Source organism: Ruegeria sp. AF5 (genome assembly GCF_056541905.1).
The window spans coordinates 63,439-87,480 of record NZ_JBQFYZ010000008.1; the positions used below are offsets into that span (position 1 = coordinate 63,439).

Below are 24,042 nucleotides of genomic sequence, written 5' to 3' on the forward strand. Positions count from 1 at the left end.
GAAATTTCTTTCAGACAGTTACACATATCCGCAATGCATCGAGAATTGCGGCGTGTATATTTCGGCTTGTAACTGCGTCGCCAATTCGGGCCAAATGGAAACGGCCGCTTAGATTGGTGTCAACGAATGGAAATGTCCCACCAATAAGCGCCTTGTGTTCAACCTGCCCGTGGTTCCGCGAGCTTGGTTTGAGATCGTGAAAAAGTCCGTCCATTGGGGACAGGCCATGTTCTACGACTACGTGATCAACAAGACGTTCAGTGACATCCCCCGTCAACACATGACGCAGGCTGGCGCGAACTCCATCATCTTCGCGCACCAGGGAGGTAAGCTCTTGCAGGCAGGTGAAGGTAACTCCATTGGCGGCCAGATCGCGTAAGGCGACGGCAGAGGTCGTTGGGCCAAGGTCATGCAGAAGTGCCCGGTCCGGGGTTACAAGATTTACACTGCAACCATTGCCCGCCAGCGCGTCGGCAGTTACAGCCGCAGGGTGGTCGCCGACTTCATCGAACAACAGCACCTCGCCCGAGACACGTGCCTCGCCCAACAACACGTCCCAACTGGAAATTGCCAGGTCGCCGCCGGGGATAACTGTGGTTTCGGGCCAGCCGCCTGTTGCAACGATCACCAAATCGGGGGCTTCGGATATCACGTCATCAGCTTCGGCATAGGTGTTCAAGCGGATATCGATCCCAAGCAAAGTCACTTCGGAAATCAACCAGTCAGCTACGCCCCAGACCTGTCTGCGCGTTTTCCCTTTAGAGGCCAGAACCAACTGCCCGCCCAGCCGATCCGATGCCTCGAACAGCACGACTTCGTGACCGCGCAGGGCGCAGACCCGTGCGGCCTCCAGTCCGCCGGGCCCGCCGCCGACGACAACAACTTTCTTTCGGGTGTCGCTGTAGGCGATGATATGAGGCAAGGTCTGCTCACGCCCCGTGGCGGCATTGTGTCCGCAAACGGCAGGTTTGCCCTGATTGACCCGGTCCACGCAGTAGCCCAAGCCGACACAGGGGCGGATGCGTTCTTCTTCCCCCCGCGCGAGTTTTTCTACCAGATAGGGATCTGCCATCTGTGCGCGGGTCATGCCCACCAGATCGACATGGCCGCCGGAGACCGCGTGGCGGGCCGTGGCAATATCCGCAATCCCTCCTGCGTGCAGGATAGGCAAATCGACGGCATCACGGATGCGCCCGGCCACGGTGATATGCGGTGCCGCCGGCAGGCCCATGGGGCGCACCCATTCAGCCAAACCCAGATCATCATAGGGCGCGCCGGCGAGGATGTTGAGCAGGTCGACATCGCTGGATTTTTCCAGCATCCTGGCTGCGGCAATGCATTCTTCAGCGCTCAGCCCACCTTCTTTCAGTTCATCGCCGGTGATGCGCATCGACAGGATGAAATCAGCGCCGACTTCGGCGCGCACGGCGTCGAGCACCTGCAAGGTCAGGCGCATGCGGTTCTCCAGCGTTCCACCATAGTCATCGTCGCGCTTGTTTGTCAGCGGGGACAGGAATTGCCCCAGAAGGTGTGAGTGGGACAGGAGCTCGATCCCGTCGAATCCTCCTTGCTGACAGCGACGCGCAGCGGCTGCGAAATCGTCAATCACGCGGTTGATGTCTTCTTGTTCCATGGCCTTGGGAAAGGCACGATGTGCACGTTCGCGGATACTGGACGGAGCTATGACAGGCAGCCAATGGCCATCATCCCATGCAGTGCGGCGCCCCATATGAGTGATCTGACACATGATCGCGGCACCATGTTCGTGAACGCCATCCGTTAGTTTCCGAAACCATGGAATGACGCTGTCATCACCGGCATAAAGCTGGCCGAACACCGATGGGCTATCAGGGGCGATATTGGTCGACCCACCGACCATGGTCAGGGCAACCCCGCCCTTTGCCTTTTCCTCGTGATACAACCTGTAGCGGTCCCGGGGATGGCCATCTTCAACAAAATTCGGCGCATGGGACGTGCTGACGATGCGGTTGCGCAAAGTCAGGTGTTTCAATTGAAACGAATCGAGTAGGTGCGCCACTTTCGTGCCCCTTCGGCCAAATCTGCTGTTTGAAAACTGTCCAGGGTCGGCTCCGCTGGTCAGTTTCAACACCTGATGAGTTTGGTTGTCGAAAGCACTTTACTTGGGAAGCTATGCGTAAGAATTCACTGCTTCCGACATTGCTGTATGAAAAGGCGACCCGACCAGGAAATCCAATGGTGGAACACCCTTTGAGCACAGAAGGGAACCTGGCAGGGGCCGCTCGATCCATCAAGGTCTGCACAAGGTTGCAATCACGTGCAATCTTAGATTGGAGGTGCTGCGCGCGCTGTGATCAACTGTCTGGCAGTAACTCTTTCGCGATGTATCATGTACAGACCTGCACCGATGATGATGGCAATGCCAAGCAGGCTAAGCCTGTTCGGAAAGTCATTGAAGACAAGGTAGCCAAACAAGGTTGCTACCGGCAGCTCAAAATACTGCAAAGGAGCCAATGTGGCAGACGGGGCAAATGACAGCGCATAAGTCATCATCATGTGGCTTACCGTCGCAAAAAAACCGGTCCCAAGAAGCCACAACAGTGCAATGTCTTTCGGCCAAACGGGATCGAAAAGTTCGGAACCAGAACCTTGCGCAACCAATAAGATTGGAATGCAAAACAGACTGGCAACCAGGCCAGTGTGAAATTGCAGAGCCACCGGGTGCATCCGTCGCGACAAGCCCCGCGTCACAAGAATGTAGAAAGCGAAAGCAACAGCCGTACCGAGAGGAATAATTGCCACTGCGCCGAAAGCCGCGAAGCTGGGTTGGATGACGAACAATACGCCGACAAACCCTACAAGAGCTGCCCCGACGCGACGAGGACCGACATCTTCACCAAGGTAAAACTTGCCGACCAGCAAGACAATGAACGGTGCCACAAACACGATGGCAAGGGCATCAGCAAGCGGCATCACTCGGATAGCCGTAATGAAACAAAAAGTCGCGAACAGCAAAAGTATTGAGCGGAATACAAGTACCATCAATTCACCGCTCGCGACACGCAATGACAGTCCCATTTTCCAGACAAACGGTCCCATCAACGCACATTGCAATACAAAGCGAGCGGCCGTTATCTGCCCAACCGGCACACTGGCCGATGCGAGCTTGGCAGCTACATCGAGCAAGGGAGCAGTCAGGCAAAATCCAAGCATCAGTGCAACGCCCGCAAGGGTGCGATCCGTGGATTGAGGTGTGGAATCAGCTGAGGTCATCTCATCATGAAGAACTGTCGCCAAATGCGTGTCTGTTCTCAATGCGACGCCAGGCAAAAGTCCCGATATTCCCGAGCTCGGGCAGAGTAGGAGTTTGCTCATGCAGCGAACCGCAGGTTCCATGACCCGCACGGCAGCATCAACTGCCTTGTTTCAGGTTTCGCTAACGAGATGTACTGGCTTTTTCATTCAACGGTTTACCTGCAAGGCTAGGCACAGAGATCGGCGACCTGCAAATCTCTAGAAACCGGTCAATCAACGCTGTCTGCACTGTTTGGCGAGAGCGGGCAATCACCACCCTGTAGTGTCCGATGCTTTCCTCGAGCGGTCGCGCAACGATGGGGTCGCCTTCAATCGTGCGATCCTGCTTGGGCGGGAAGCCTGCCAGGGTGAAGCCGAACCCCTTGCCGACGTAGGCCTGAACAAGCTCGCGTGATTGGGATTGGAATGGCACTTCGGGGTGAACGCCTGCGGCCTGCAGCAGTTGAAGATAGCTAGGGCCGGGCCCGGCTGGTGATACAGCGATATAGGGCAGTCCGATCAGGTCGGACAGGCTGATCCGGGCTTTTGCTGCCAAAGGGTGTTCGCCTGACAGCAGAACCAGGGGCGGCAGCTCCAGCAGCACTTCTGCCTCATGCCGCTTGAGATCGAACCCCTGGTCAAAAACCACCAGCGCATCCACTTCGCCACCATCCAGTGCGTCCACCAAGGTCGGATAATCCGCTTCCTTCACCTCGACACGAACGTCTGGGTAGCTTTCGCGGAAGGCAAGCACCGCAGGCAGGACGATGCGCTGTGCCAGTGCGTGATGAGTGCCGATGTGGATCCTGCCAGTGCGTCCTGACGCCAGGTTCTCGGCCTGCCTGTCCAGCGCCGCGGCCTGCGCCAGCAGCGCCTCAGCCTGGGCGAAAAACTCCTTTCCCGCAGGCGTCAGCCGCATACCTTGCGCCGGAAAGCGGTCGAACAGGGTCAGGCCGGTGGTCGCCTCCAGTTTGTCCACCGCTGAGGCAATCGCGGCGGGAGAAACATTCAATTGCCGAGCAGCCTGGGCAATACCGCCCCGCCGGGCGGTTTCTGACAGGTAGGCGAGTTGGCGAAGGGTGAAATTAATCATCTAAAAAACTGACTTTTGAGGTGTATTAAATCAGTTTTACCGACCTTTTGACAAGCCCTATGCTGCTTTTGGGACAAACAGGAGACTCACATGGAGATTCTTCCTCTGACGGGGGGGCTGGGTGCCGAAATTCTGGGTGCGGATGTCCGCAGCGATGCAGATTTTGACGCCATTCAGCGCGCATTTGCCAAATACTCGGTGATTGTGCTGAGGGGGCAGGATGTGGGCCCGGAAGATCACCTCGCCTTTGCCCGCCGTTTCGGGCCGGTCAACGTGAACCGGTTCTTCAAGCCGGTCAAAGGGCACCCCGAGATCGCCATGGTGCTGAAAGAGAAGAACCAGAAAGAAGCCGTTGGAGAAGGTTGGCATACCGATCATTCCTACGATCAGGAACCGGCGATGGGCTCGATTTTGCATGCGATCGAAATGCCGCCTTACGGCGGCGATACGCTGTTTGTCTCAATGGGGGCCGCCTACGAGGCGCTTTCGGCCCCGATGCGCCGGTTTCTCGGCGAGCTGACGGCCGTGCATTCCTCGCGGCATGTGTTCGGCGCTGCCGTAATGGATAGCGAGGCAGTAAAGTCAGGACGTCTGGGCAATGCAGAGGCCGCAATCCAGGACGCCCGGCATCCGGTCGTTATCACGCATCCCCTGAGCCGACGGCGTGGCCTTTTTGTGAACCCGGTCTTCACAACCCGTATCGAGGGTTTGGCCCCGGCTGAGTCTGAGGCGCTTCTGGCCATGCTCTATGCCCATTGCCAGCAACCCGAGTTCCAATGCCGTGTGCGCTGGCAGGCCGGTGACATTACCATGTGGGACAACCGCGCCACCTGGCATAAGGCGATCAATGATTATCACGGCTTCCGCCGCCTGATGCATCGTGTCACTGTTGAGGGCGTTCCCCTCGCGCCCGCTGCTGCGGCCTGACCTTAGCGAAAGTATCGCAATGACCCACTTCAACTCACAGGCAGCAACCAGCCGGCCCAATGTCATCCTGATCCTTGCGGACGACATGGGATTTGCCGATCTTGGCTGCACCGGTTCTGAAATCCAGACCCCCAACATCGACGCCCTTGCGCGGGGCGGCGTTATGCTGTCGGCGATGTACAACTGCGCCCGCTGCTGCCCCACCCGTGCTTCGCTTCTGACCGGGCTGTATCCGCATAATGCAGGCGTTGGCCACATGGGCGCCAATCTGGGCACCCCTGCCTATCAGGGCTTCCTGCGCAATGACAGTGCCACGATTGCCGAGCATCTGCGCGCCAGCGGTTATGCCACGCTGATGTCGGGGAAATGGCATGTGGCGGGTGATTTTGAAGCCCGCAAGGTGGACAGTTGGCGGGTTGGCGACGTCGAACACCCAACCCCGCGCCAACGCGGCTTTGACCGGTTTTACGGGATCATGGATGGGGCCACACATTTCTTTTCGCCGCATTACATGCTGGAGGATGACAGTCGGGTCGAAACCTTCCCCGATGACTTCTACTTCACCGACGCCATCACCCAAAAGGCTATTGGTATGATCGAAAGCGCTGTGGCGGAAGAAAAACCCTTCTTCCTTTACCTAGCCCACACAGCGCCGCACTGGCCGTTGCACGCCCACCCTGAGGACATCGCAAAATACGATGGGGTCTATTCAAAAGGCTGGGACCATATTCGCACCGCGCGCCATGAAACCATGAACAGTCAGGGAGTGTTCCAGCGCGGCTGGGACATCTCGCCCCGCGACAGCACTGTACATGGTTGGGAGCAGGAACAGAACCGGGACTGGGAGGCCAGCAAGATGGCCACCTACGCGGCGATGGTTGACCGAATGGATCAGTCGATCGGCACGCTGGTTGCGGCCCTGAAACGGCTCGGTCAGTTCGACAACACGCTGATCCTGTTCCTGTCAGACAACGGCGGCTGCGCCGAATTCATGGCCGAGGACGGCTGGGCTAAGTTCTATCCCGACCGCACCCATGACGGCAAGCAGATCACCATGGGCAATGTGACCGGTCTGCGCCCCGGCGATGCCCAAACCTTCCAGAGCTATGACAAACCGTGGGCCAATGTCTCCAATGCGCCGTTCCGGCTCTACAAGCATTATGTCCACGAGGGCGGTATCTCCACCCCACTGGTGGCCCATTGGCCAAATGGGTTCGAACCGCGCGGCACGGCTCATGCAGCTTGCCATGTGGTCGATATTCTGCCGACCATCCTGGAAGCCACCGGAGGCGCCTATCAGACAGAGGTGGGCGGTCATGATATCCAACCGTTGCAAGGGGAATCTCTGCTAGGTCTTATGAAGGGCAAGGACTGGCAGCGCGAGCAGCCGATCTTCTGGGAGCACGAGGGCAATGCCGCCATCCGGTTGGGCCAGTTCAAGCTGGTTCGACTGCATGACCGCCCCTGGGAGCTTTACGACATCGAGGCCGACCGTACCGAGCTGACCGACCTAGCGGGCCGCAACGCCGCCCTTGAGAAAGACATGATCCACCAATACCTGGCTTGGGCGGAAACCGTCGGCGTGATGGACTGGAACGAAGCGTTGCCGAAACTGCTGGCGGCGTGGGGGATGGAGAACGCGGATGGCTGAAGCTGATCGCTAGGTGGCTGCTGAGGTCCCTTGGTAAAGGACGGGTTTGCTCGCATCCTGCCAGTTCAGGCGAAGTGTAACGAATGGAACCGAAGCCAGCATCAGATCATCCATTTCGATCTTACCTGTGACTTTGGCGGTATCTTGCTCTGGGTAGATTGCTCGCCTCATCTTTTTTCTTGAGACGAATGTTTAATTATAGGAATGTATTTGAAAAAATCGAAAGTAGAACAGAGGAGTAGGCGTCAAATGGCCGGGAAGTTCGAGATATATAAAGACAAGGCTGGTGAATTTCGGTTTCGTCTGAAAGCAGGGAATGGTGAAATCATTCTGGCCAGTGAAGGATATGTTCAAAAGGCGAGTGCCACGAACGGGATCGAGTCAGTCAAGAAGAACGCGCCGGATGACAGCCGGTACGAGCGCAAGGAAACCAAATCCGGCGGTCATATGTTCAACTTGAAGGCCAGCAACGGTCAGGTGATCGGCACCAGCGAGAGCTATACCAGCACTTCAGGGCGGGATAACGGGATCGATTCCGTCAAACGGAACGCACCTGACGCACGTGTCGACGATCTGACGTGACCTGACACGGTAACTTTTTACCACTTCCATTTGTGTAAACTGCGAAGGCGAGATGCATCGACGCATCTCGCACAAAGGCTTGAACAACCAAGCCGAAAGCACACATCAATCAACCCGTAGGCGCGAACGCATCGTGAAGCGTTTCGTTTCGATTCTGTTTCAAATCCGTGCCTACCGAATAAAACGGCGTTTTAGCGACAGAGGATCCAGACCCATGCTGGCAATCAAATCCTTTGCTTCAACCGCATTTGCCCTGACGACCATTAAGCTGAAAAACATGATCCGCTAAAGGCAGATCTCCCCTGGACTCCGTCCATTTCAGCATTTCGCCCAACTGGCAGGCCAATCGAGTCGCCATCTCCACTGATGCTGCCGCTATTAAGACCGTAGTAGAATTGTCAACTTTGGTTCCGCGCGGGTGGGTTTGTCACAGGCAATTGGGTTTGCTCGCGAGGTCCCCAAGGCTAAAAATCCGGGAGTGAGTGTGAGACGGAGGTAGAGCAGTGACCCAACAGAACTGGAGCCAGGCCATTCTCGACCGGCTCAAGTCCGCAGGAAGTAATCTGACTATACCAGACGGATCCCAACTGTTTGCTCCGGGCGCTTACGGTGAGATGTTTTTGATCGTCCGTTCGGGCATCGTCCGGGTGGAACAAACCAGTCCGTCGGGACGCACCGTTGTTCTTTATCGGGTTGGCCCGTACGACAGTTGCGTTATGACGACCTCGTGCATGTTGTCGGACATCCCCTATTCAGGGTTCGGTTATGCCGAGGGGCCGGTGACGGCGCTGGCCATCGGGCGGGACAAGTTCAACACGTTGCTGGCTACAGATGCCGAGTTTCGGGGCGCGGTCTTCATGGCGTTTTCACAACGCATTGTTGAGCTGTCCGAGGTTATCGATGATCTTCTACTTAACCGGATGGACCTGAAACTGGCGCAGTGGCTTTTGGATCAGGGCGCAACTTCGGGCGATATTCGCACCACGCACCAGCGCATTGCAGCCGAACTGGGCAGCGCGCGCGAAGTCATGTCCCGTATCCTCAAGGATTTTGAACATCGCGGGTGGGTCAGGCTTGAGCGAGGTGTGATTTATCTGCAGGACCGCCCAGCTCTGCACCACCATGCCAGAACGGGGGTTGTGTGACCTCGTCACATAATATGGCTTGGAAAACAGTGAATCTTGGGCCAGACAATCAAGGAGATTCGACCATGCAATTCACGTCTAATGTTGGTTCTGTCGACCGGATTCTGCGCCTGATCCTCGGTGGTGTGCTGATCCTTCTGGCACTGACCGGTACTATCGGCCCCTGGGGTTGGCTTGGGGCTGTGTTTGTGGTGACGGCATTCATGAAATTCTGTCCGATCTATGCGCTTCTGGGTCTGTGCACCAACAAGCAAGCCAAGCCGTAACACGACCAACCCTTGCCTCGTGCAACACCGGGATTTTCTGGATCCCGGCGTTGCGCAGCGGGCGCGGGTCAGGCGCGGCGTTTCTCAGAGCTGACGCTGTTTGAGGCGGCCCGAGCGCCCGTGATCCTGGCAAGGGCGGGGGCCAGCTCGGGGCTATTGAAACGGAACCCGCTGCGTAGCAGTTTTGCCGGAATGACACGCTGGCCACCCAGTATCGTTTCACGTCCCATATCCCCTGCGACGTTTGTGATCAGCCAAGCAGGCAGACGTATCAAGGCAGGTCGGTTCAATGCGCTTGCCAAAGCCTGTGTGAACTCTGCGTTGCGCACCGGGTTTGGAGCAGTGGCGTTGAGCGGGCCGTTGATATCCGGATGCGACATGACGAATGCGATGACGCGGATCAGATCATCCCGTTCGATCCAGGGCATCCACTGTTGTCCATTCCCCAGCTGACAACCGGCACCAAACTCGAAAGGTGTCAGCATTCGGGCCAGCATGCCGCCTTCAACCCCCAGCACCAGACCGATACGCAGTTGCACAACCCGGACGCCCATATCCACGACTGGCGCAGCGGCGCGCTCCCATGTGTCGCACACCTCATGGATGAAGGCGGGGCAGTGCGTGTCGTCTTCGGTGAGGGTCTCGTCTTGCCGCAGCCCATACCAGCCCACGGCGGAGCCGGTGATCAGACAAGATGGTTTTTGATCCAGCCTGCGGATCAGTGCGACCAAATCTTTCGTCATCTTGACCCGAGACTGCAGGATGCGCGCGCGTTTCCGAGGCGTCCAATGCGCGTTTGCTACCGGCTCACCCGCCAGATTGACGATGGCGTCAAAACGCTCTGTGTTGTCAATTTGCTCGAGTGAGGTGATCAGGCGTACCGGATGGGTCAAAGCGTCGACCTTTTGCAGATTGCGGGTCAGGACGGTGACGTGGTGGCCGCCAGCAACCAGGGCTTCGACCAGGCGTTGTCCGATGAAACCGGTGCCACCCGTGATCAGCAGATGTTGTCGGGGCGCGAGTTGCGCGACCAGAGAGGTCGCGTTGACAGCATTCAACCGCGTGCTGCGTGCGGCCGCCACCAAATCGCGCGCGCTGAACAGCGCCACACCAATCGCGGCAAGGGTCGCCATGATGCTCCAACCGCCGTGATGGACGGGTACCATCTCTGACGGCAGGGCAGACCAGGTCCAAAGGTATGGGGCAGCCAGCGCGAGGATCGCACCATAATTCAGCGCCAGCAAAGTGTGATTGACCCGTTCTGTGGCGGGGAGACGGCGGGTCAGGTCCTCTTCAACGAAATCCCAAAGGGTAATCAGGACCTCAAGGCCCAGGATTATGGTCAGAGCAATGGTAAACGTGCCGTGGGGTTCGAACCATCCAAGGCACAGGAAGATGACGGCGTAGAAAGCGTTCCTGACCCCATGCAGGCGCAGTTCGGTCTGTTGCGAAGGGCGCCAGGCCAGCCGCTCGGTGCCTTCATGGTGCACCAGCGTGTCGAATGCACCCATCGAGATCTGAAGGGCAATCAATGTCCAAAGCAGCGGGTCAGTCATGTCGGATCCTTTCTGTCGTAAAAAATGGCGTCCTGGTGGATCAACTCTCCGAACAGGCGGCTATGAAGGCTTAGGGAAAACAGAAACCGCGCGTCGCCAAGATCGGTGTGAGTGATGGTCAGAACGCCAGGGCGAATCCAGCGCGGGAGGCGCAGTTTCCTATCACCCAATTGAACGAAGTAATGATCGCTGAGAAAGCGGAGACCGGTGCGGTCTGCTTGAACGCGCAATGCGATACCGATACCGGCGCCGATGTATTCTTCGATCCCGGTCGGTCCAGAGAACCGTTTTGCGCTGTGGATAACTTGAGGAAACCCTCCGGCGCGCCCATACTGGCGGATCCAGAACTGTCCGTTAACGGAACTATCCTCGGTCACGGTGACAATCGCGGGCTGATCCACGCTGGATGTATCAAAGGGTAGGGGGCCGCCGATCAGACGGGCCAGATGCGCCAGCAGTTGCCCGGCCAGCGTCAGACGCATTGCTACAACTTTGCCCTGATAGACCACGCTGGCGCCGTTCGCTAGGCAATGACCAAACCGCGCCCGGACCTGATGGGGCAGGGCGGCCCAAGCTGCGGGGCCAACCAAGTCGCGAAACCTTTGATCGGACATGTCCATAACATGCGGAGAGAAATTGCTCAGTTTCATATCACACCATATGCTGTAGTTGCTGTTATTTCTGTAGGAAGAGAAATATATTCTCAAAATTTTTTACGACTTGCCTTTCTTGCTCCCGATCTTGAGGAGCATGATGATCTTGTCGCCCATCTTCATAAGAGCCGAAAGCTTGGACTTAGGGACCGACAGCATTTGCTCGGACCATTGGTCGGCCGTAGTCAGGAACTGTTGCATATTTTGCATTCTCTCCAATACGACAGGGGACAGATCAGCCTCGTCCGAGGCTTGTTGCACGCAGATGTCCAACGCCCGCATCGCGGGGTCGATCTCGCGCTCTTTGCGGCCTTTTGCAATCAGAAGGGCCATGTTCCAGACATCAGTTTCGGCTGCGAAGTGCTCGCGACGATCACCGGGGACGGGCACGCGGTGGATCAAACGCCATCCGGCCAGCTCTTTCAGCGAGTTTGAAACATTTGACCGGGCGATGCCAAGTTCGTTTGCGATTTCTTCGGCATTCATGGGCGAAGTGCTGAGGTACAAAAGCGCATGTATCTGCGCTACGGATCGGTTCACACCCCACTGGCTGCCCATATCACCCCAATAGAGGATGAATTGTGAACGGGCCGAGGATTCGGATAAATCAGTTGTTTCTGTCATGACAGAAATATGAGATACCGGTAGTCTGATGTCAAACAAATTTACCATGACGTCAGGGTGATCCGCCCGAAACCTGTACCGAGGTCTTGTCGCAACCGGATCGCAATTGATGACCGTGGAATCCTGAGTGACTAACCAATTCCAAAGTCAAATTTAGGGAATTAACCAGCCGCAATACCTGCCGTGCATTTGTAGCTAACAAACTATGCTAAAACCCGCGGTACGTTGGAACTGGTCACCTGACCGTGGCAATCTGGACATTTCCTACACGGAACCGACCATCCGCGGCCAACGGTACCCATTTTTCAGGACCGACACGCCGTCCACCTGTCCAGGTTCCGTTCGTTGAGCCCATATCACGAATAAAAAGATCGCCCGTTTTTTCTACGCGTAAAACACAATGCTGACCCGAAGTTCTTTCGCTGCGAGAAAGCGCAAGATCAGCCCAGTTCTTGTCACGTCCGATTTTGATCTGATGTGTGTTAGACAAGCCTTTAACATTCCGAAATTCGACAAACTTGCCGCGATCCGGGCCGTTCAGAACAACCAGTTGCCAAAAGGCCAAGGCGCGGGGAGCCATCGGGCTGTACCATGTCACATCGGCGGCCCTGTCATACCGGGATGCGACGTTCGGATTTGCTCCGGTTAAGCCAAACGACATGATCTTCTTCAACGCGCGGGTAGAACGCCGCATATGAGATACCGGATTGCCGCGTTTGTCGCGCATATTCAGACGTAAGGCATATCGTCCCAGGCTGTGCCCACCAAGAAAACCTTCGCAGATCAACCAGTAGCTAAGAACCAGGATCAGATAAAGCCCTACCGGTAAGGCCAGACCGGTATTTCCCAACCGTAGTTCCTGACGCAACACAGGTTCCAAAGTGACCAATACAAAACCCAGAAACATAAAATCTAGGACAGCGGCGGCGCTCAGCAGGCGCGCGGCGTTTTTTGAATCCAGAGGTCCACTGAGCTTCATGTCCGCGCCCCCAACAAAGTAAGCACCATAAAAAGGGCCGCGCCGATCGAGAATAGGAACAGCGCGTCGCACCTGATCCGCAGTGCTCGTCTACCACCTGCACCGGCGCTTTGAAAATGGAATCCAGCGACCCACACGGCAAGACCCGTTCCTGTGACAGTGAATAACAGGACTTCCGGCAAGACCTGTTGGTGGGGCGCAATAGAAAGCCAGTCAGCGGCCCCCACCATAAGGCCGCCCCACAAAAGCGCGACGACATAAGCTGCAAAGCCAAGAGACTCATTTCTTTGCTGACTTAGCTTTCCGACAAGTGCACCCAATCCCCATCCCAATGCCGCAGCGACTAAAACTAATAATGTCAGGCGGACAGGTAAAGACAGTGAAGAAACCTGAACATTGAACACAATACTGGACGTATTGTTCGTCAAATTGGAAGTAATACCGAGAAACGCAAGAAATGCGCCAACTCCGGCACCGAGGTGCCCAAGGAAGGTAAAAATATCATTTGCGAGTGAGAGTTTATCTCTGATATCAAAGGGTAATTTCATTGAAAATCTCGAGTTTGATAAATAAGGAATTCACGTGTTCGGCGACGTGAGACGATATTACCATTCTTCACTTGCACACATGCGAATCGTTGATTGAAAATAAAAAGTATGTGACTTCATAATCAACTACGAAGAAAATTATGAGTACGGAGTTTGTTGATGCGTTCAGTAGCAATTTCTATTTTTGCGGTTTTTTCTCTTCTACTTTCAGCCTGTACAGAAGAAACAATTCAATCTGCGTCATCATCGGCAGTCGCTGGCAAGACGCAGCAGGAAAAGCAACTTGAAAAGCAGGTTCGAAGCCTGGATCAGGTTTCAAAAGATATCATCGTCAACAATACCATTCAGGGTGCCCTGGCTGGTGCAGTCGTTGGTTGTGGGATCGGATTGTTGCTGGGTGGCAGTGGCAGCGATTGTGCCGCTGGTGCAGCAGCAGGTGGCCTGATCGGCGGCGTAGGCGGCAATCAGGTCGGCAAGAAAGCGGCAGCCAAAAATGTTGAAATCGTCAACAGCAAGGCTGTTCTGGCCAATCTGTCCAACGTCAGTAAGCAACTGAATTCGGTCGAAGCAAACCTGCGGTCAGTTCTGGCATCGCAAAACGCCGAACTGAAGTCGCTGCGTCGTCAACTGGATGGCGGCCAGGTTTCTCAATCGGCGTACAACGCACGCGTCAAGGCTATCAAGTCAAACCGCCAGGTTGTTTCGAATGAGCTAAAGCGCAGCGAAAAGAACATGGATGGAACGATTTCCGAGTTGCGTGCTGCCTCAAGCAAAGGCCAGCCTGGTCTGGGTGGAGCCACGAATGCAGCCGTCAGCAACAAAAATCGTCTGGCGCGGACGCGGGCATCCATCAATCTTCTTTAAGTTTCTTTGACCCGCGTTCGTTACCGGACGCGGGTTTTCCAATAGTAAGTGTGTACCATGACCTCTGATCTTTTTCGTTTCTCAAAACCGGTAATGCTGGTCTCATTGATCGCCCTTGCGGGATGTACAGGATCTACGGACCCAACCACCGCGACTCTCTTCGACAATATTGCTAACCTGAATTCCGGGGAATACGATCGCCAGATTGCGCAGAACAAGGCGCAAGCGGATGCCATTCTTGCTCAGAACAAGGCGGCTGAGCAGCGAAACGCTCAGCTAGCGGCGCAGCGCAATGCCAATCAAAGCGAGATAAACGCGTTGCGTCAGCAGATTGCGGAAGTCAAAGCCCAAGGGGCCAAAGCCCGCGCAGCGTCAGCTTCGGACCCGGTGAAACTGCAGCAAGTTCAGGCTTTGGACAATCAACTGGGGGCCGTCGAACGGGACGTATCAAGCGGCGCTGATCCGTCTGTTGTACGGAACGAACTAAACCGGATTAAGTCGGCCTATCGCGCGCTGTCGATCTGATAAGAAACACGCCAGGTCGGCGCTTGTCGACGCATGCGACGACCGGGACAACTTGCCTGAGGGGGGTCTTGGGATCGTGACCTACGGAATATCACGCAAATTTATTGCGGTTGCGGCTGCATTGGTTTTTGCAAGCTCAGCCCAAGCGCAGGACGGTAAGACGCGTGCGCCTGCGACCGGGCTTGCAATTCTGGATTGCGCTCCGGCAAAACCTGCACCGGAAGACAGTTGTCTGGTGCGGGTACCGTCAGGCAACGAACGCGGCGGTATGAGCTTTCGATCCCTTGGTGATACGCAAGCTGATTTCGAGTTCGTCAAAGATGTCGACGAATTGCCCGGTAACCTGACCCTCTCTGCTACAATGGTTCTGATTGACCTTTCTGTCGGGGATCGCAGTGGCAGGGTGCGCAGCTGGAGCCGCGAGAGGGACCTTATATCGCGCGTGGTGACGAACCTGCCGCCAGATGAGAAAGTTGCAATCTACGGTTTCGGTAACGATATTGTCGAACTCTCACCATTCTCCACCAGCCGCTCGCGCGCGGAAGACGTGGTCAAATCTCTAGAAATCAAAGAACAGAACACGCGCCTTGTTGCAAACTCGACCCGGGCAATCGAATTGCTCAGCGAGCAGGACGATGTGCTGTTGAAAAACCTGATTCTGATCACCGACGGCGACGAGGAAGGGTTGGCCACCGTTGAAGAGATTTCAGCGGCTGCGGAAAAGGCAGGGGTGTCTGTCTCAGCTCTTGGGATGTTCTGGCGGGCACAGGGGAATGCCCGTACCACGCGCGGCATCGATGTTTTGAAACGCCTGACCGATCCTCAACAAGGTCTAATGGAAGAAGTGTTTCTTCAGAACCAACAAACAGCAAACACGGTAGTTTCAAGCTTCATTCGAACTTATGGAAATTCGGTCAAGGGCTCAGGCCTGATCGTCCCCGTAGGCGATGCGGCGCCAGCGCGTATCACGATTGACATGATCGAACCTGTTGTTGGTCAACCTGGTCAGACACAGACCAAGAGCTACTCGGCAGAGTTTCAGCCTGTCAATGTAGCGGCGGCGCAAACGGAAGAACCGGCTGAACCGGAAGTGGATGAAACTCTGATTTTCGGCTTGCCGGCTTTGTATGTCTATGTCGGTGCCGGTGTTCTGGCATTGCTGGTACTTTTGCTGGCGTTCTTGCTGATGCGTCGCGGGGGCTCTGGTTTTGATGATGATCTGGAAGAGATCGAACTGGGGGATATCCCAAATGCTGAGGAAGTGCCGAACCGCGACGCAGCACCGACGGCTGCGCATGTACCACCTCCGGTTGCCTTTCTTGTGCGTGTTGACAATGGACATCGGTTTCCGGTGCCCGCAGGGCGTTCGACCTTGGGCCGCAGCAGCACTAACGCCGTGGTCGTTCCCGATAGCGGCGTATCCCGTGTTCATGCCGAACTGAGCGGATCGCTGGATGGCAAGTTCACACTCAGTGATCTGGATAGTCTGAACGGGACGCTGGTCAATGATCGCAAGATCAAAGGCACGCAAAGAATAAATGTGGGTGACACTGTGGGCCTTGGGCCCGTGCGCCTGAAACTGGTCCGCGGTTAATCCGCCAGATCATCTGAACAGGAAAGGTGATGAAAATGGGTAACGATAACAAGACTAGCTGGTTGTTCGATAAGGATGACGAAGAGTTGAACGATCTGGACATAGAAGGAGATGACGGTTTTACCGAAAGCCTTGCCCCTTCGAACAATGAACCGACACATGCAATCGGCGGATCATCCTACAGCGAAGCCCCGACCGAATATGTAGAATCTGACAAGACGCAGATCTACCACGGAGGTATGTCCAAGAGCTTTTCCGGAAAAGCCGAATTTGATCCAATGATTGATCCCATTACAGGGTGGTTGGTCGTGGTGAAGGGCCCCGGACTGGGACAGTCTGTAAACCTGGGTTCAGGTATGAACACGCTGGGACGCGAGGGGGGAGAGCGTGTGTCACTGGATTTTGGTGACAAGTTGATTTCTGGTAAGGATCATCTGCGTATCATTTTTGACGACGCCAATCGGGTATTCTTTGCAGCCCCCGGAACAGGCCGCAATATCAGTCGGATCAACGGGCAGATCGTCGCCACGACAATGCCGCTTGAGAACTATGCTTTGATTGAATTGTCCAAGCAGACTCATGTGCGTTTTGTTGCTTTCTGTAACGAGGATTTTGACTGGTCGGAACTGGCCCAATCCTCTGAAGACTAATTCAGATGACAATTATCAGCGGCAAGCAAAGCCTGGGCCAGCGCGAGAACCAGGAAGATGCGTTTGACATCGTATTCCAGAATGAACGTGACCCCAAATCAGATATCCTCATGCTGGTCGCCGACGGGATGGGGGGGCACGCTGGTGGTGAAGTGGCCGCGAACATGGCGTTGTCAACCTTCAAATCCCATTTCATCGAAGGCTCGAACGCCCCTCGTCCTCGAGACCGGTTGCAGGAGTCATTGATCGCGGCCAATGAAGCTCTGCGTCACAAGATTGGCAGCCAACCGGATCTAAAGGGCATGGGGTGTACACTTGTTGCCGCCCTGAAACTGGGTGACCGTTTGGTCTGGTTGTCCGTCGGAGACAGCAGCTTGTTTCTACTACGCGACGGACGGCTGAAAAAGCTAAACGCTGATCACTCGCTTTACGGCGAGCTTTTGCAGATGGTTGCGTCTGGTCAAATCACTCAGGACGAGGCTGACAACCATCCGCGTCGCAACGCACTGCGCTCTGCCTTGATGGGAGATCGGATTTCACTGACGGATATCAACGCGATCAACCTGAAACCCGGTGATGTCGTACTGGTATGTTCTGACGGGCTTGATACGTTGTCGCAAGCCGAGATCACCGGTGTGTTGCAAAGCGGTAAAAGTCGCGACATGCGTGGTGTGGCCTCGGATCTGCTGAATGCCGTCGAGGCGAAAGGCAAACCGAAACAGGATAATACGACTGTTGTGGTTTATGCACATGTTCAGGAAGGCATGAGCAGCATGTTGCGGGGCAGCCAGTGGGCGTTCACACCCGCTGACAATCGAAAGAAAACACTGAAATACATTGCGATCGGACTTGGGGCTTTAGCCGTTGGGGCCACTATTGGTGCGCTGAGTTTCGGTGACAAGAAGTCAGCGGAAACTGATCTGGTAACAAAGCCCGAGCCCGCTCCAGTAGAGCAGGAAGAACGCAGTATCGGAGACAGCTCGGTCGCCGAGCCGGTTTCGCCGGAAACGCCTGTTGAAGGTGTTGAGAGCCCCGCATCCGAAGAATCGGATGCTCAGGAACCGGTGGCTGATCCGGAAGCGCCTGGTGAAGAAGCCCCTCCGTCAGATGCGCCTGAAGCGTCGGGTGATCAGCCTGGTGAAGATGTGACCAATCAGGATGAGCAACCGTCCACTGATTCAGTAGTTCAGGAGTAGCGCCGCCCGTGTCCGCTCATTTGCCAAGGGGAGAAACCTTTGCCGGCTATGTCCTAGGGGACGTGCTTGGGCAAGGGGGCTTTGGCATCACCTATCAATCGCGCAACCGGGAATCAGGTGAACGATTTGCAATCAAGGAGTACTTCCCGGCGGATTACGCCAGTCGCGGACCGAAGAACGCAGTCGTTCCCACAAACGAAGGGCGCCAGCTTTTTCACATGGGGCTCGAAGCGTTTTTGCAGGAAGCTAACATGTTGCGCGACCTGCCGCAGCAGCAGGGCTTGATGCGTGTTCGGGCGGCTTTTCGCAAGCATGGTACAGCCTATTGCGTGATGGAATACATCCACGGCGATCCGTTGGACCGGATGCTGACTCGTATGATCGAGGCACGTGGCTCCGTACCTCAGGACCTCGTAAAAAAGTTTCTCCAATCAATGCTTGGTGCATTGGATGCGGTTCACAAAGTTGGCATTGTGCATCGCGACATGAAGCCTGCGAATGTCATGATCCGAAAAGATGGGCAGCCGATCCTGATTGACTTCGGAGCAGCGCGACTGATGGGCAAGTCCAGCGGGTTGGCTTCTATGTTCACACGGAAATACGCCGCGATCGAGCAGTTTCCGCCCGAAAAAACCGGGTTGGCGGGCGGAGTTCACGAAGGACCGTGGAGCGATCTGTTCGCATTGTCCGTTATTCTTTACGAAATGGTGTCGCAAAGCCTGCCGCCAAATGCGGAAGAACGTTGGAAAGACAAGCGGGCCACTGGTCGTGATCCTTATGTGCCCGTGCGTCAGAATCTGATCCGCAACCGTGTGCAGGCCCAATATGATGACGTTCTGCTCAATGCGATCGACATGGGGTGTCAGCTGTTGCCCCGAGACCGAATTCAGACTGCGCGAGACTATGCCCGGATTTCAGGTATCGATTTGCGTCACCCTGTCGAGAAACATGAACCACCTGACCCGAAACCAAAGCGACCGCAGGACGGTCGCACGCCTCGACATAAGCGCGGTGGTCGTGCTGGGCATAAGGCATCGCTAGTGGTGTTGTTGTTTATTCTGGTCGTTGCTGTGGCCGTAATTGCGTATGGAACTTTGATGTGAATGTTGTGATCGCCCTTCGTGCAATGTTTTTCTCAGTTGTTTGGTCAGCTGCTTTCGGAGTGTCAGCTGCATGCGCGCAGATCCAATCCGAAGTCGTTAAGGTGGCTGATGGTGCGGTTGGGCGTGTGGTTGTCCAATACGATGGTGGATGGGGAACCGGGTCTGGCTTTGTGCTTGCGCCTTTGCCGGGTGGAGGCGGGTATTATTTCCTGACCAATCACCACGTGATCGAAGGTGGTGTCAGCGCATTTGTTGGCTTCAAGAAAGGCGACCGAATCTACAAGTACGGCGTTCAGGTTGCATACGATTCCTTTGAAAAGGACATGGCTATCCTGAAGATCACACCGCAGGAATCCTTTGATCACAAACCCAACGTTCTGGCGGTGCGTGTTGGGACAATCAACAAAGGCGAGCAGGTTGCCGCAGTCGGTTTTCCTGGCACTTCAGACGTATCCAATGACAGCGGAAACGAGCTGGCCTTTTTTGAGACCACATTGACACAAGGGGCCGTCAGCAAAGTTTCACCCGGAAAAACGCAGCGGAATCGTGGTACGCAAGAAATTGTTCAGCACACTGCAGCAATCAACCCCGGAAACTCCGGCGGGCCGATGATCGATTTCTGCGGTTCGGTTTTGGGGATCAACACCGCCGGTGTCATGTTGAATTCGGATGGTGAAACTCCTGCTAACGGCACGTTCTTTGCACCATCCGCCAATTCCATCGCCGGTTTCCTGCAAGACAGCAATGTCCCGTTCACGCGTCACAAGGCAGGTTGTGATCCTGACAATCCAACTGTCGTTTCCGGTGGTACGTCAGACAGCAACCTTCTGATCATCCTTGCTGTATTGTGCGGTGGAGGCGCTGTGGTGATCGGTGGGATGTACTATGTCGTCTCGCGCAGTCGCGGTAAGGCTGATTTCAAACCCGAGCGGTCGGCTGCGTCTTCCAAATCCTCTGGGCGGTCTATTCTTGCCGTGGGCATGGCGGGTCATTCTGCGCAGTTCAGTGCTCGGCAGCTGCAATCCGGTGTCACCATCGGGCGTGCCAGCGAGAACACACTGACAGTCACTGATCGCAATTTGAGCCGCCGTCATGCAAGCCTCTCTCTGCAGGGGCGTAAAATGATGCTGACAGATCTTGGGTCTTCGAATGGGACCAAGGTTGACGGGCGGCGCCTCAAGCCAAACGAGCCGGTGCAGATCAACACCACGTCGAGGGTTGAACTGGGAGGGATAGCGCTTGTCCTCAAACGACCCTGATACCGTCCTGTCAATCCGGAACCTTGGTATAGAACGAGCGCCGGGTTTCTTTGTTGTGATCGAAGAACTGGACCTGAGGGCAGGTGAGACCATTGTTCTGGATGCTGTCAGTGGGGCGGGTAAAAGTACTGCTCTGGGGTTGATCGCGGGGGCGCTTCCGTTGACTGCATTGCCGGATACGCACCACGAGATAGCTGGCGTTACGGTGACGCCGGATACGCCTCGTGCGGATTTTGCGGGGCCGGACAAGCTGGGATTTGTACTTCAAACAAACACACTGGTTCCATATCTGACATTGCTCGAAAACATCGAACTGCCCGTGCGCGTTGCGGGTCAGGAACCCGATGCAGAATGGCAGGACCATCTGATCCGGTCGATGGGCCTGGGTGACTATGGGGCGCGAAAGCCGGGTCAGTTATCTGTTGGCCAACGACAGCGAGTATCCGTTGCGCGGGCTTTGTTGGGTCGACCGGCCCTGTTGCTGCTGGATGAGCCGGTGTCGGCACTGGATCCCGCGAATGTCGCCGAGGTCGAGGGCTTGATCGTGCATCTTGCGGCAGAGGCCGGGTCCGCTGTCGTGTTGGCCAGCCATCAGGCGCAGATCGGTGAGTTTGCGCAAACGCCTCGGGCTGATCATCGGCTTCTGGATCATCAGGGGCAGTCCTATTCCATCTTTTCCACAGCGGGTCGTGTAGCGGCCAAGGTGGCATGATGTTGAAAATACCAACCAAACTGGCCCTCAGGGAGTTAAAGCACGACTGGCAATCGGCTTTATGTTTTGTCGCTGCCTTGGCTGGTGTTCTTGGACCTCTGCTGATCATACTTGCGCTCAAGAATGGGGTCATCGGCACAATGGTCGGGCGTCTGATCGAAGATCCGTCGAACCGTGAAATCCTGGCCATCGGTGCGGGGCAGCATGATGCTGCCTTCTTTGCAGGTTTGAATGCGCGGCAAGATGTAGGTTTTGTTGTTCCTGCAACACGCTCAATCAACACATCCGCAAACGCTGTTCGGAATGAGGCGCAGCGGAAACTGGAGCGGGCGGTGCCATTGATCCCGTCATCTGCGGGTGACCCCTTGGTCAAGGGCGAGGCCGTCGGTCCCGGCCGGATCTGGATATCAGACACGCTGGCAAGTGATCTTTCGGTTTCCGCAGGTGATACACTGGACATGATTATCGGGCGCGAGGTCGACGGGCAGCGCGAGAACGCGCGGCGCGACCTGACGGTTATCGGTGTGCTTTCGCCTGAGATCTGGCCGCGGCCCGCAATCTTCCTGTCGGTTCCCGACTTGCTGGCAGTTGAGCGGTTCCGGGATGACCTGTCCGCGACACCTGGTAACTGGACGGACCCGGTTCCGGAACCTGACAGCTTTGCCAGCTATCGCCTGTATGCCAGGTCTCTCGAAGATATCGCAACCCTTTCCGCTTATTTGGCGGATATCGGTTTGCAATCTCGTCCAAGGGCTGAAAACGCAGCGCTGTTGCTGTCGTTTCGCCGGAATTTAAACATCCTTTTCACGGCCGTAGCGGCATTGGCGATGTTCGGGTTTTGGGCTGCAATGTCAGCCAACCTTCGTGGTATGGTCGAGCGTCAACGCGTCATCTTCAGTTTGTTTTCCATGTTGACGATGCCCGATCGTCAGCGGTGCGTCATTCCCGTTGTGCAAAGCCTGACGCTTGTACTGGGTGGTGTGATTGCGACCTTGGTTATCATCCTGCCTTTTCTGCTTGCCATCAATGCCAGCTTCGAAACGGCGCCCGGAGAGGCCATTGCGCGCCTTTACCCCGGTGACATTCTGGCCACTCTGGGTCTGGGCGCTGTGACAGCTGTCACGGCAGCGGCCTGGGCGGTATTTGCCGTTCGCAATGTTGAACCACAGGAGGTTTTGACCCATGCCTAGACTTCCTCTGAGTATGATTGCCACTCTGATCGGCCTTTTCAGCTTGACTTCAACCGCACAGGCGCAGGACATCACTTGGCGCGAGAAATATTTTAATCCGCAACCCGCCGAGGGAGATTTGACCCTGCCAATGCCGTGCGGCGGAGCGATGACGTTTCGAAAGATCGCAACTCCTAATACTGACGGCGTGATTGGCGATGTTTCGGTTGTACTTGGTCAGGAAGGAAGCGAGCAGCCCTATCTGAACGGTCTTCGGCGGGCGTTTGTATCTGGTGCGTTCGCGGATGAAGATGGTGCGGCCAAGGGCTACTTCTACATGGCCAAATACGAGTTGGCACAGGCACAATGGGATGTGGTCATGGCTGGTCAATGTTCCGAAAAGGAACCCCGCCGACGCGAGTTTGTTCCTGCCGTCGCACAATCAAAGCTCGACTATCAGCGCTTTGCTGAGGCCTATACGCTATGGTTGATGCAGAACGCCCCGGATACGTTACCGCGTGTCGGTGAAACACGTGGGTATCTGCGATTGCCGACTGAAGAAGAGTGGGAATACTCTGCCCGCGGTGGGTTGGCCGTTGATCAAGCTCTGTTCCGGGCGCCCTTGCCCCCGATTCCGGAAGGGACGCCGCAGGACGAATTCATAGCACATGGTGGAACAGCGTCGGCGGGCGGTAAATTACAGGTTATAGGTTCGTTGCGCCCCAACCCTTTGGGTCTGCATGACATGCTGGGCAATGCGGCCGAAATCGTTGGCGATCCATTTGCTTTGGTCCGTCACGGCCGATTGCACGGACAGGCCGGAGGATTTGTGAAACGGGGGGGTGATGCACGCACACCCTTGGCGGACATCACTTCTTCGACCCGGTTCGAAGTGCCGCCGTTTGACATTTTGTCCAATACCTCTTCAGCGGACCGGTTTACCGGCACACGTCTTGTGTTGCAGGGCTTGGCCATTACTTCGGCTGATCAGGACCAGGCTCTGAAAGATGGACTGGACCAATTGGCACGCCCGGACGAAGGTCTTGCTGTAGCGGCCAGCGAACAAGAGGCGATGGACCTTCTGGATGAGATATCGGCCGAGACGTTGTCGGATCGGACCAAAACTCAATTGGCGGTGATCAAGGATACCTTGAACAGGGGGCGTGTGGAACGTAACGCGCAACGCGACCAGTCGATCCGCCTTATCCTGACCTCGGGTGTACTTGTCTGCGGGCAGGGCATTCGACGTTATCTAAATGCGCTGATTTCATCACTGACAATTGCACCTGAGCTGGATGCGCTGGAGGCGGAAGCGCGGGCAAGCGGGGACCAGTCTTTCCTTGACGAAGTGCTTGCTGCCAAAGAGGACGCTGCGGCCAAGCTGGCCGAACTTGAGGCCAAGGCCAAGGCTGATATTGTCGAATATGCCAACCTGATCGAAGGGTTGGTCGATCAGTATTCACCTGTTTTGCTGCGCAAGCAGATCGATTTCATCTATCCGACAGAAGCAGAGCGGGGTCGCGAGCGCGCGACTTGCCTTGCTATGGTTCAGGATCATATCGGTGCGCGAAGCGTAGCTGGCTATTCGGATTTGGATCAGATTGCGAACGACTTTCAGGCAGTTGCTTTGTCGTTTGTCGAAGAATGAATTGGAAAGGTTGAACTATGCGGGA

Annotated in this window: 24 protein-coding genes; 15 read left to right on the top strand and 9 right to left on the bottom strand. The window is 55.8% G+C overall.

Features of this window, described 5'->3' with window-relative positions; translation table 11 throughout:
- Positions 1–10: 10 nt before the first annotated feature.
- From ACR0DS_RS12930 to ACR0DS_RS12940, 3 genes are all read right to left on the bottom strand, one after another.
- Entirely contained in the window at positions 11–2,038 is a 2,028-nt protein-coding gene (locus ACR0DS_RS12930; RefSeq protein WP_480558998.1) for an oxidoreductase, read from the bottom strand.
- A gap of 266 nt (positions 2,039–2,304) precedes the next feature.
- Positions 2,305–3,252 carry a DMT family transporter gene (locus tag ACR0DS_RS12935; protein WP_480483617.1) on the bottom strand — a complete coding sequence of 316 codons (948 nt, stop codon included), beginning with the start codon at positions 3,250–3,252 and terminating at the stop codon, positions 2,305–2,307.
- Positions 3,253–3,415: 163 nt separating this feature from the next.
- The gene (locus ACR0DS_RS12940) at positions 3,416–4,366 is read right to left on the bottom strand and encodes a LysR family transcriptional regulator (RefSeq protein WP_480559000.1); all 951 of its coding nucleotides are present in this window, start codon (positions 4,364–4,366) and stop codon (positions 3,416–3,418) included.
- 90 nt (positions 4,367–4,456) lie between these two features.
- Here ACR0DS_RS12940 and ACR0DS_RS12945 point away from each other — a divergent pair, with 90 nt between their 5' ends.
- On the top strand, positions 4,457–5,293 hold the full coding sequence (locus tag ACR0DS_RS12945; RefSeq protein WP_480483563.1) for a TauD/TfdA dioxygenase family protein: 837 nt from the start codon (positions 4,457–4,459) through the stop codon (positions 5,291–5,293).
- A gap of 19 nt (positions 5,294–5,312) precedes the next feature.
- On the top strand, positions 5,313–6,944 hold the full coding sequence (locus ACR0DS_RS12950) for an arylsulfatase (RefSeq protein WP_480559002.1): 1,632 nt from the start codon (positions 5,313–5,315) through the stop codon (positions 6,942–6,944).
- Positions 6,945–6,953: 9 nt separating this feature from the next.
- On the opposite strand, the gene ACR0DS_RS12955 is transcribed toward ACR0DS_RS12950, so the two are convergent.
- Positions 6,954–7,115, bottom strand: coding sequence for a hypothetical protein (locus tag ACR0DS_RS12955; RefSeq protein WP_480559004.1), 162 nt, complete (start codon positions 7,113–7,115; stop codon positions 6,954–6,956).
- Positions 7,116–7,193: 78 nt separating this feature from the next.
- Here ACR0DS_RS12955 and ACR0DS_RS12960 point away from each other — a divergent pair, with 78 nt between their 5' ends.
- The 3 genes from ACR0DS_RS12960 to ACR0DS_RS12970 all read left to right on the top strand — a co-directional run bounded on the left by ACR0DS_RS12960 (position 7,194) and on the right by ACR0DS_RS12970 (position 8,937).
- Positions 7,194–7,526: a YegP family protein gene (locus ACR0DS_RS12960; RefSeq protein ID WP_480539187.1), complete on the top strand. Its 333-nt coding sequence runs from the start codon at positions 7,194–7,196 to the stop codon at positions 7,524–7,526.
- 503 nt (positions 7,527–8,029) lie between these two features.
- Positions 8,030–8,671: a Crp/Fnr family transcriptional regulator gene (locus ACR0DS_RS12965; RefSeq protein ID WP_480487969.1), complete on the top strand. Its 642-nt coding sequence runs from the start codon at positions 8,030–8,032 to the stop codon at positions 8,669–8,671.
- Between the two features lie 65 nt (positions 8,672–8,736).
- Positions 8,737–8,937, top strand: a complete 201-nt coding sequence (locus ACR0DS_RS12970; RefSeq protein ID WP_480483558.1) for a YgaP family membrane protein — start codon at positions 8,737–8,739, stop codon at positions 8,935–8,937.
- A 68-nt stretch (positions 8,938–9,005) separates the two neighbouring features.
- Here the strand turns inward: ACR0DS_RS12970 and ACR0DS_RS12975 are convergent, their stop codons facing one another.
- From ACR0DS_RS12975 to ACR0DS_RS12995, 5 genes are all read right to left on the bottom strand, one after another.
- Positions 9,006–10,493, bottom strand: coding sequence for a TIGR01777 family oxidoreductase (locus tag ACR0DS_RS12975; RefSeq protein ID WP_480559006.1), 1,488 nt, complete (start codon positions 10,491–10,493; stop codon positions 9,006–9,008).
- Entirely contained in the window at positions 10,490–11,143 is a 654-nt protein-coding gene (locus ACR0DS_RS12980) for a DUF4166 domain-containing protein (protein WP_480487972.1), read from the bottom strand. The genes ACR0DS_RS12975 and ACR0DS_RS12980 overlap by 4 nt, the downstream gene beginning before the upstream one ends.
- A gap of 63 nt (positions 11,144–11,206) precedes the next feature.
- The gene (locus ACR0DS_RS12985; protein ID WP_480483554.1) at positions 11,207–11,770 is read right to left on the bottom strand and encodes a GbsR/MarR family transcriptional regulator; all 564 of its coding nucleotides are present in this window, start codon (positions 11,768–11,770) and stop codon (positions 11,207–11,209) included.
- A 235-nt stretch (positions 11,771–12,005) separates the two neighbouring features.
- Positions 12,006–12,749, bottom strand: a complete 744-nt coding sequence (locus ACR0DS_RS12990) for an FHA domain-containing protein (RefSeq protein WP_480483552.1) — start codon at positions 12,747–12,749, stop codon at positions 12,006–12,008.
- Positions 12,746–13,297: a hypothetical protein gene (locus ACR0DS_RS12995; RefSeq protein WP_480483550.1), complete on the bottom strand. Its 552-nt coding sequence runs from the start codon at positions 13,295–13,297 to the stop codon at positions 12,746–12,748. Before ACR0DS_RS12995 ends, ACR0DS_RS12990 begins: the two co-directional genes overlap by 4 nt.
- A 159-nt stretch (positions 13,298–13,456) precedes the next feature.
- Here ACR0DS_RS12995 and ACR0DS_RS13000 point away from each other — a divergent pair, with 159 nt between their 5' ends.
- From ACR0DS_RS13000 to ACR0DS_RS13045, 10 genes are all read left to right on the top strand, one after another.
- Positions 13,457–14,161, top strand: coding sequence for a hypothetical protein (locus tag ACR0DS_RS13000; RefSeq protein WP_480483548.1), 705 nt, complete (start codon positions 13,457–13,459; stop codon positions 14,159–14,161).
- 57 nt (positions 14,162–14,218) lie between these two features.
- Positions 14,219–14,686 carry a hypothetical protein gene (locus ACR0DS_RS13005; RefSeq protein WP_480483546.1) on the top strand — a complete coding sequence of 156 codons (468 nt, stop codon included), beginning with the start codon at positions 14,219–14,221 and terminating at the stop codon, positions 14,684–14,686.
- A 76-nt stretch (positions 14,687–14,762) separates the two neighbouring features.
- Complete coding sequence (locus tag ACR0DS_RS13010; RefSeq protein WP_480559008.1) at positions 14,763–16,280, top strand: FHA domain-containing protein; 1,518 nt, start codon at positions 14,763–14,765, stop codon at positions 16,278–16,280.
- A 35-nt stretch (positions 16,281–16,315) separates the two neighbouring features.
- Positions 16,316–16,930: an FHA domain-containing protein gene (locus ACR0DS_RS13015; RefSeq protein ID WP_480483542.1), complete on the top strand. Its 615-nt coding sequence runs from the start codon at positions 16,316–16,318 to the stop codon at positions 16,928–16,930.
- A gap of 5 nt (positions 16,931–16,935) precedes the next feature.
- Positions 16,936–18,126: a PP2C family protein-serine/threonine phosphatase gene (locus ACR0DS_RS13020; RefSeq protein ID WP_480559010.1), complete on the top strand. Its 1,191-nt coding sequence runs from the start codon at positions 16,936–16,938 to the stop codon at positions 18,124–18,126.
- A gap of 8 nt (positions 18,127–18,134) precedes the next feature.
- Entirely contained in the window at positions 18,135–19,229 is a 1,095-nt protein-coding gene (locus tag ACR0DS_RS13025; RefSeq protein ID WP_480483538.1) for a serine/threonine protein kinase, read from the top strand.
- A 101-nt stretch (positions 19,230–19,330) separates the two neighbouring features.
- Complete coding sequence (locus ACR0DS_RS13030; protein WP_480616756.1) at positions 19,331–20,488, top strand: trypsin-like peptidase domain-containing protein; 1,158 nt, start codon at positions 19,331–19,333, stop codon at positions 20,486–20,488.
- Entirely contained in the window at positions 20,469–21,200 is a 732-nt protein-coding gene (locus ACR0DS_RS13035) for an ATP-binding cassette domain-containing protein (RefSeq protein WP_480559014.1), read from the top strand. The genes ACR0DS_RS13030 and ACR0DS_RS13035 overlap by 20 nt, the downstream gene beginning before the upstream one ends.
- Complete coding sequence (locus ACR0DS_RS13040; protein ID WP_480616758.1) at positions 21,200–22,390, top strand: ABC transporter permease family protein; 1,191 nt, start codon at positions 21,200–21,202, stop codon at positions 22,388–22,390. The genes ACR0DS_RS13035 and ACR0DS_RS13040 overlap by 1 nt, the downstream gene beginning before the upstream one ends.
- Entirely contained in the window at positions 22,383–24,017 is a 1,635-nt protein-coding gene (locus ACR0DS_RS13045; protein WP_480483530.1) for a formylglycine-generating enzyme family protein, read from the top strand. Before ACR0DS_RS13040 ends, ACR0DS_RS13045 begins: the two co-directional genes overlap by 8 nt.
- Positions 24,018–24,042: the final 25 nt, after the last annotated feature.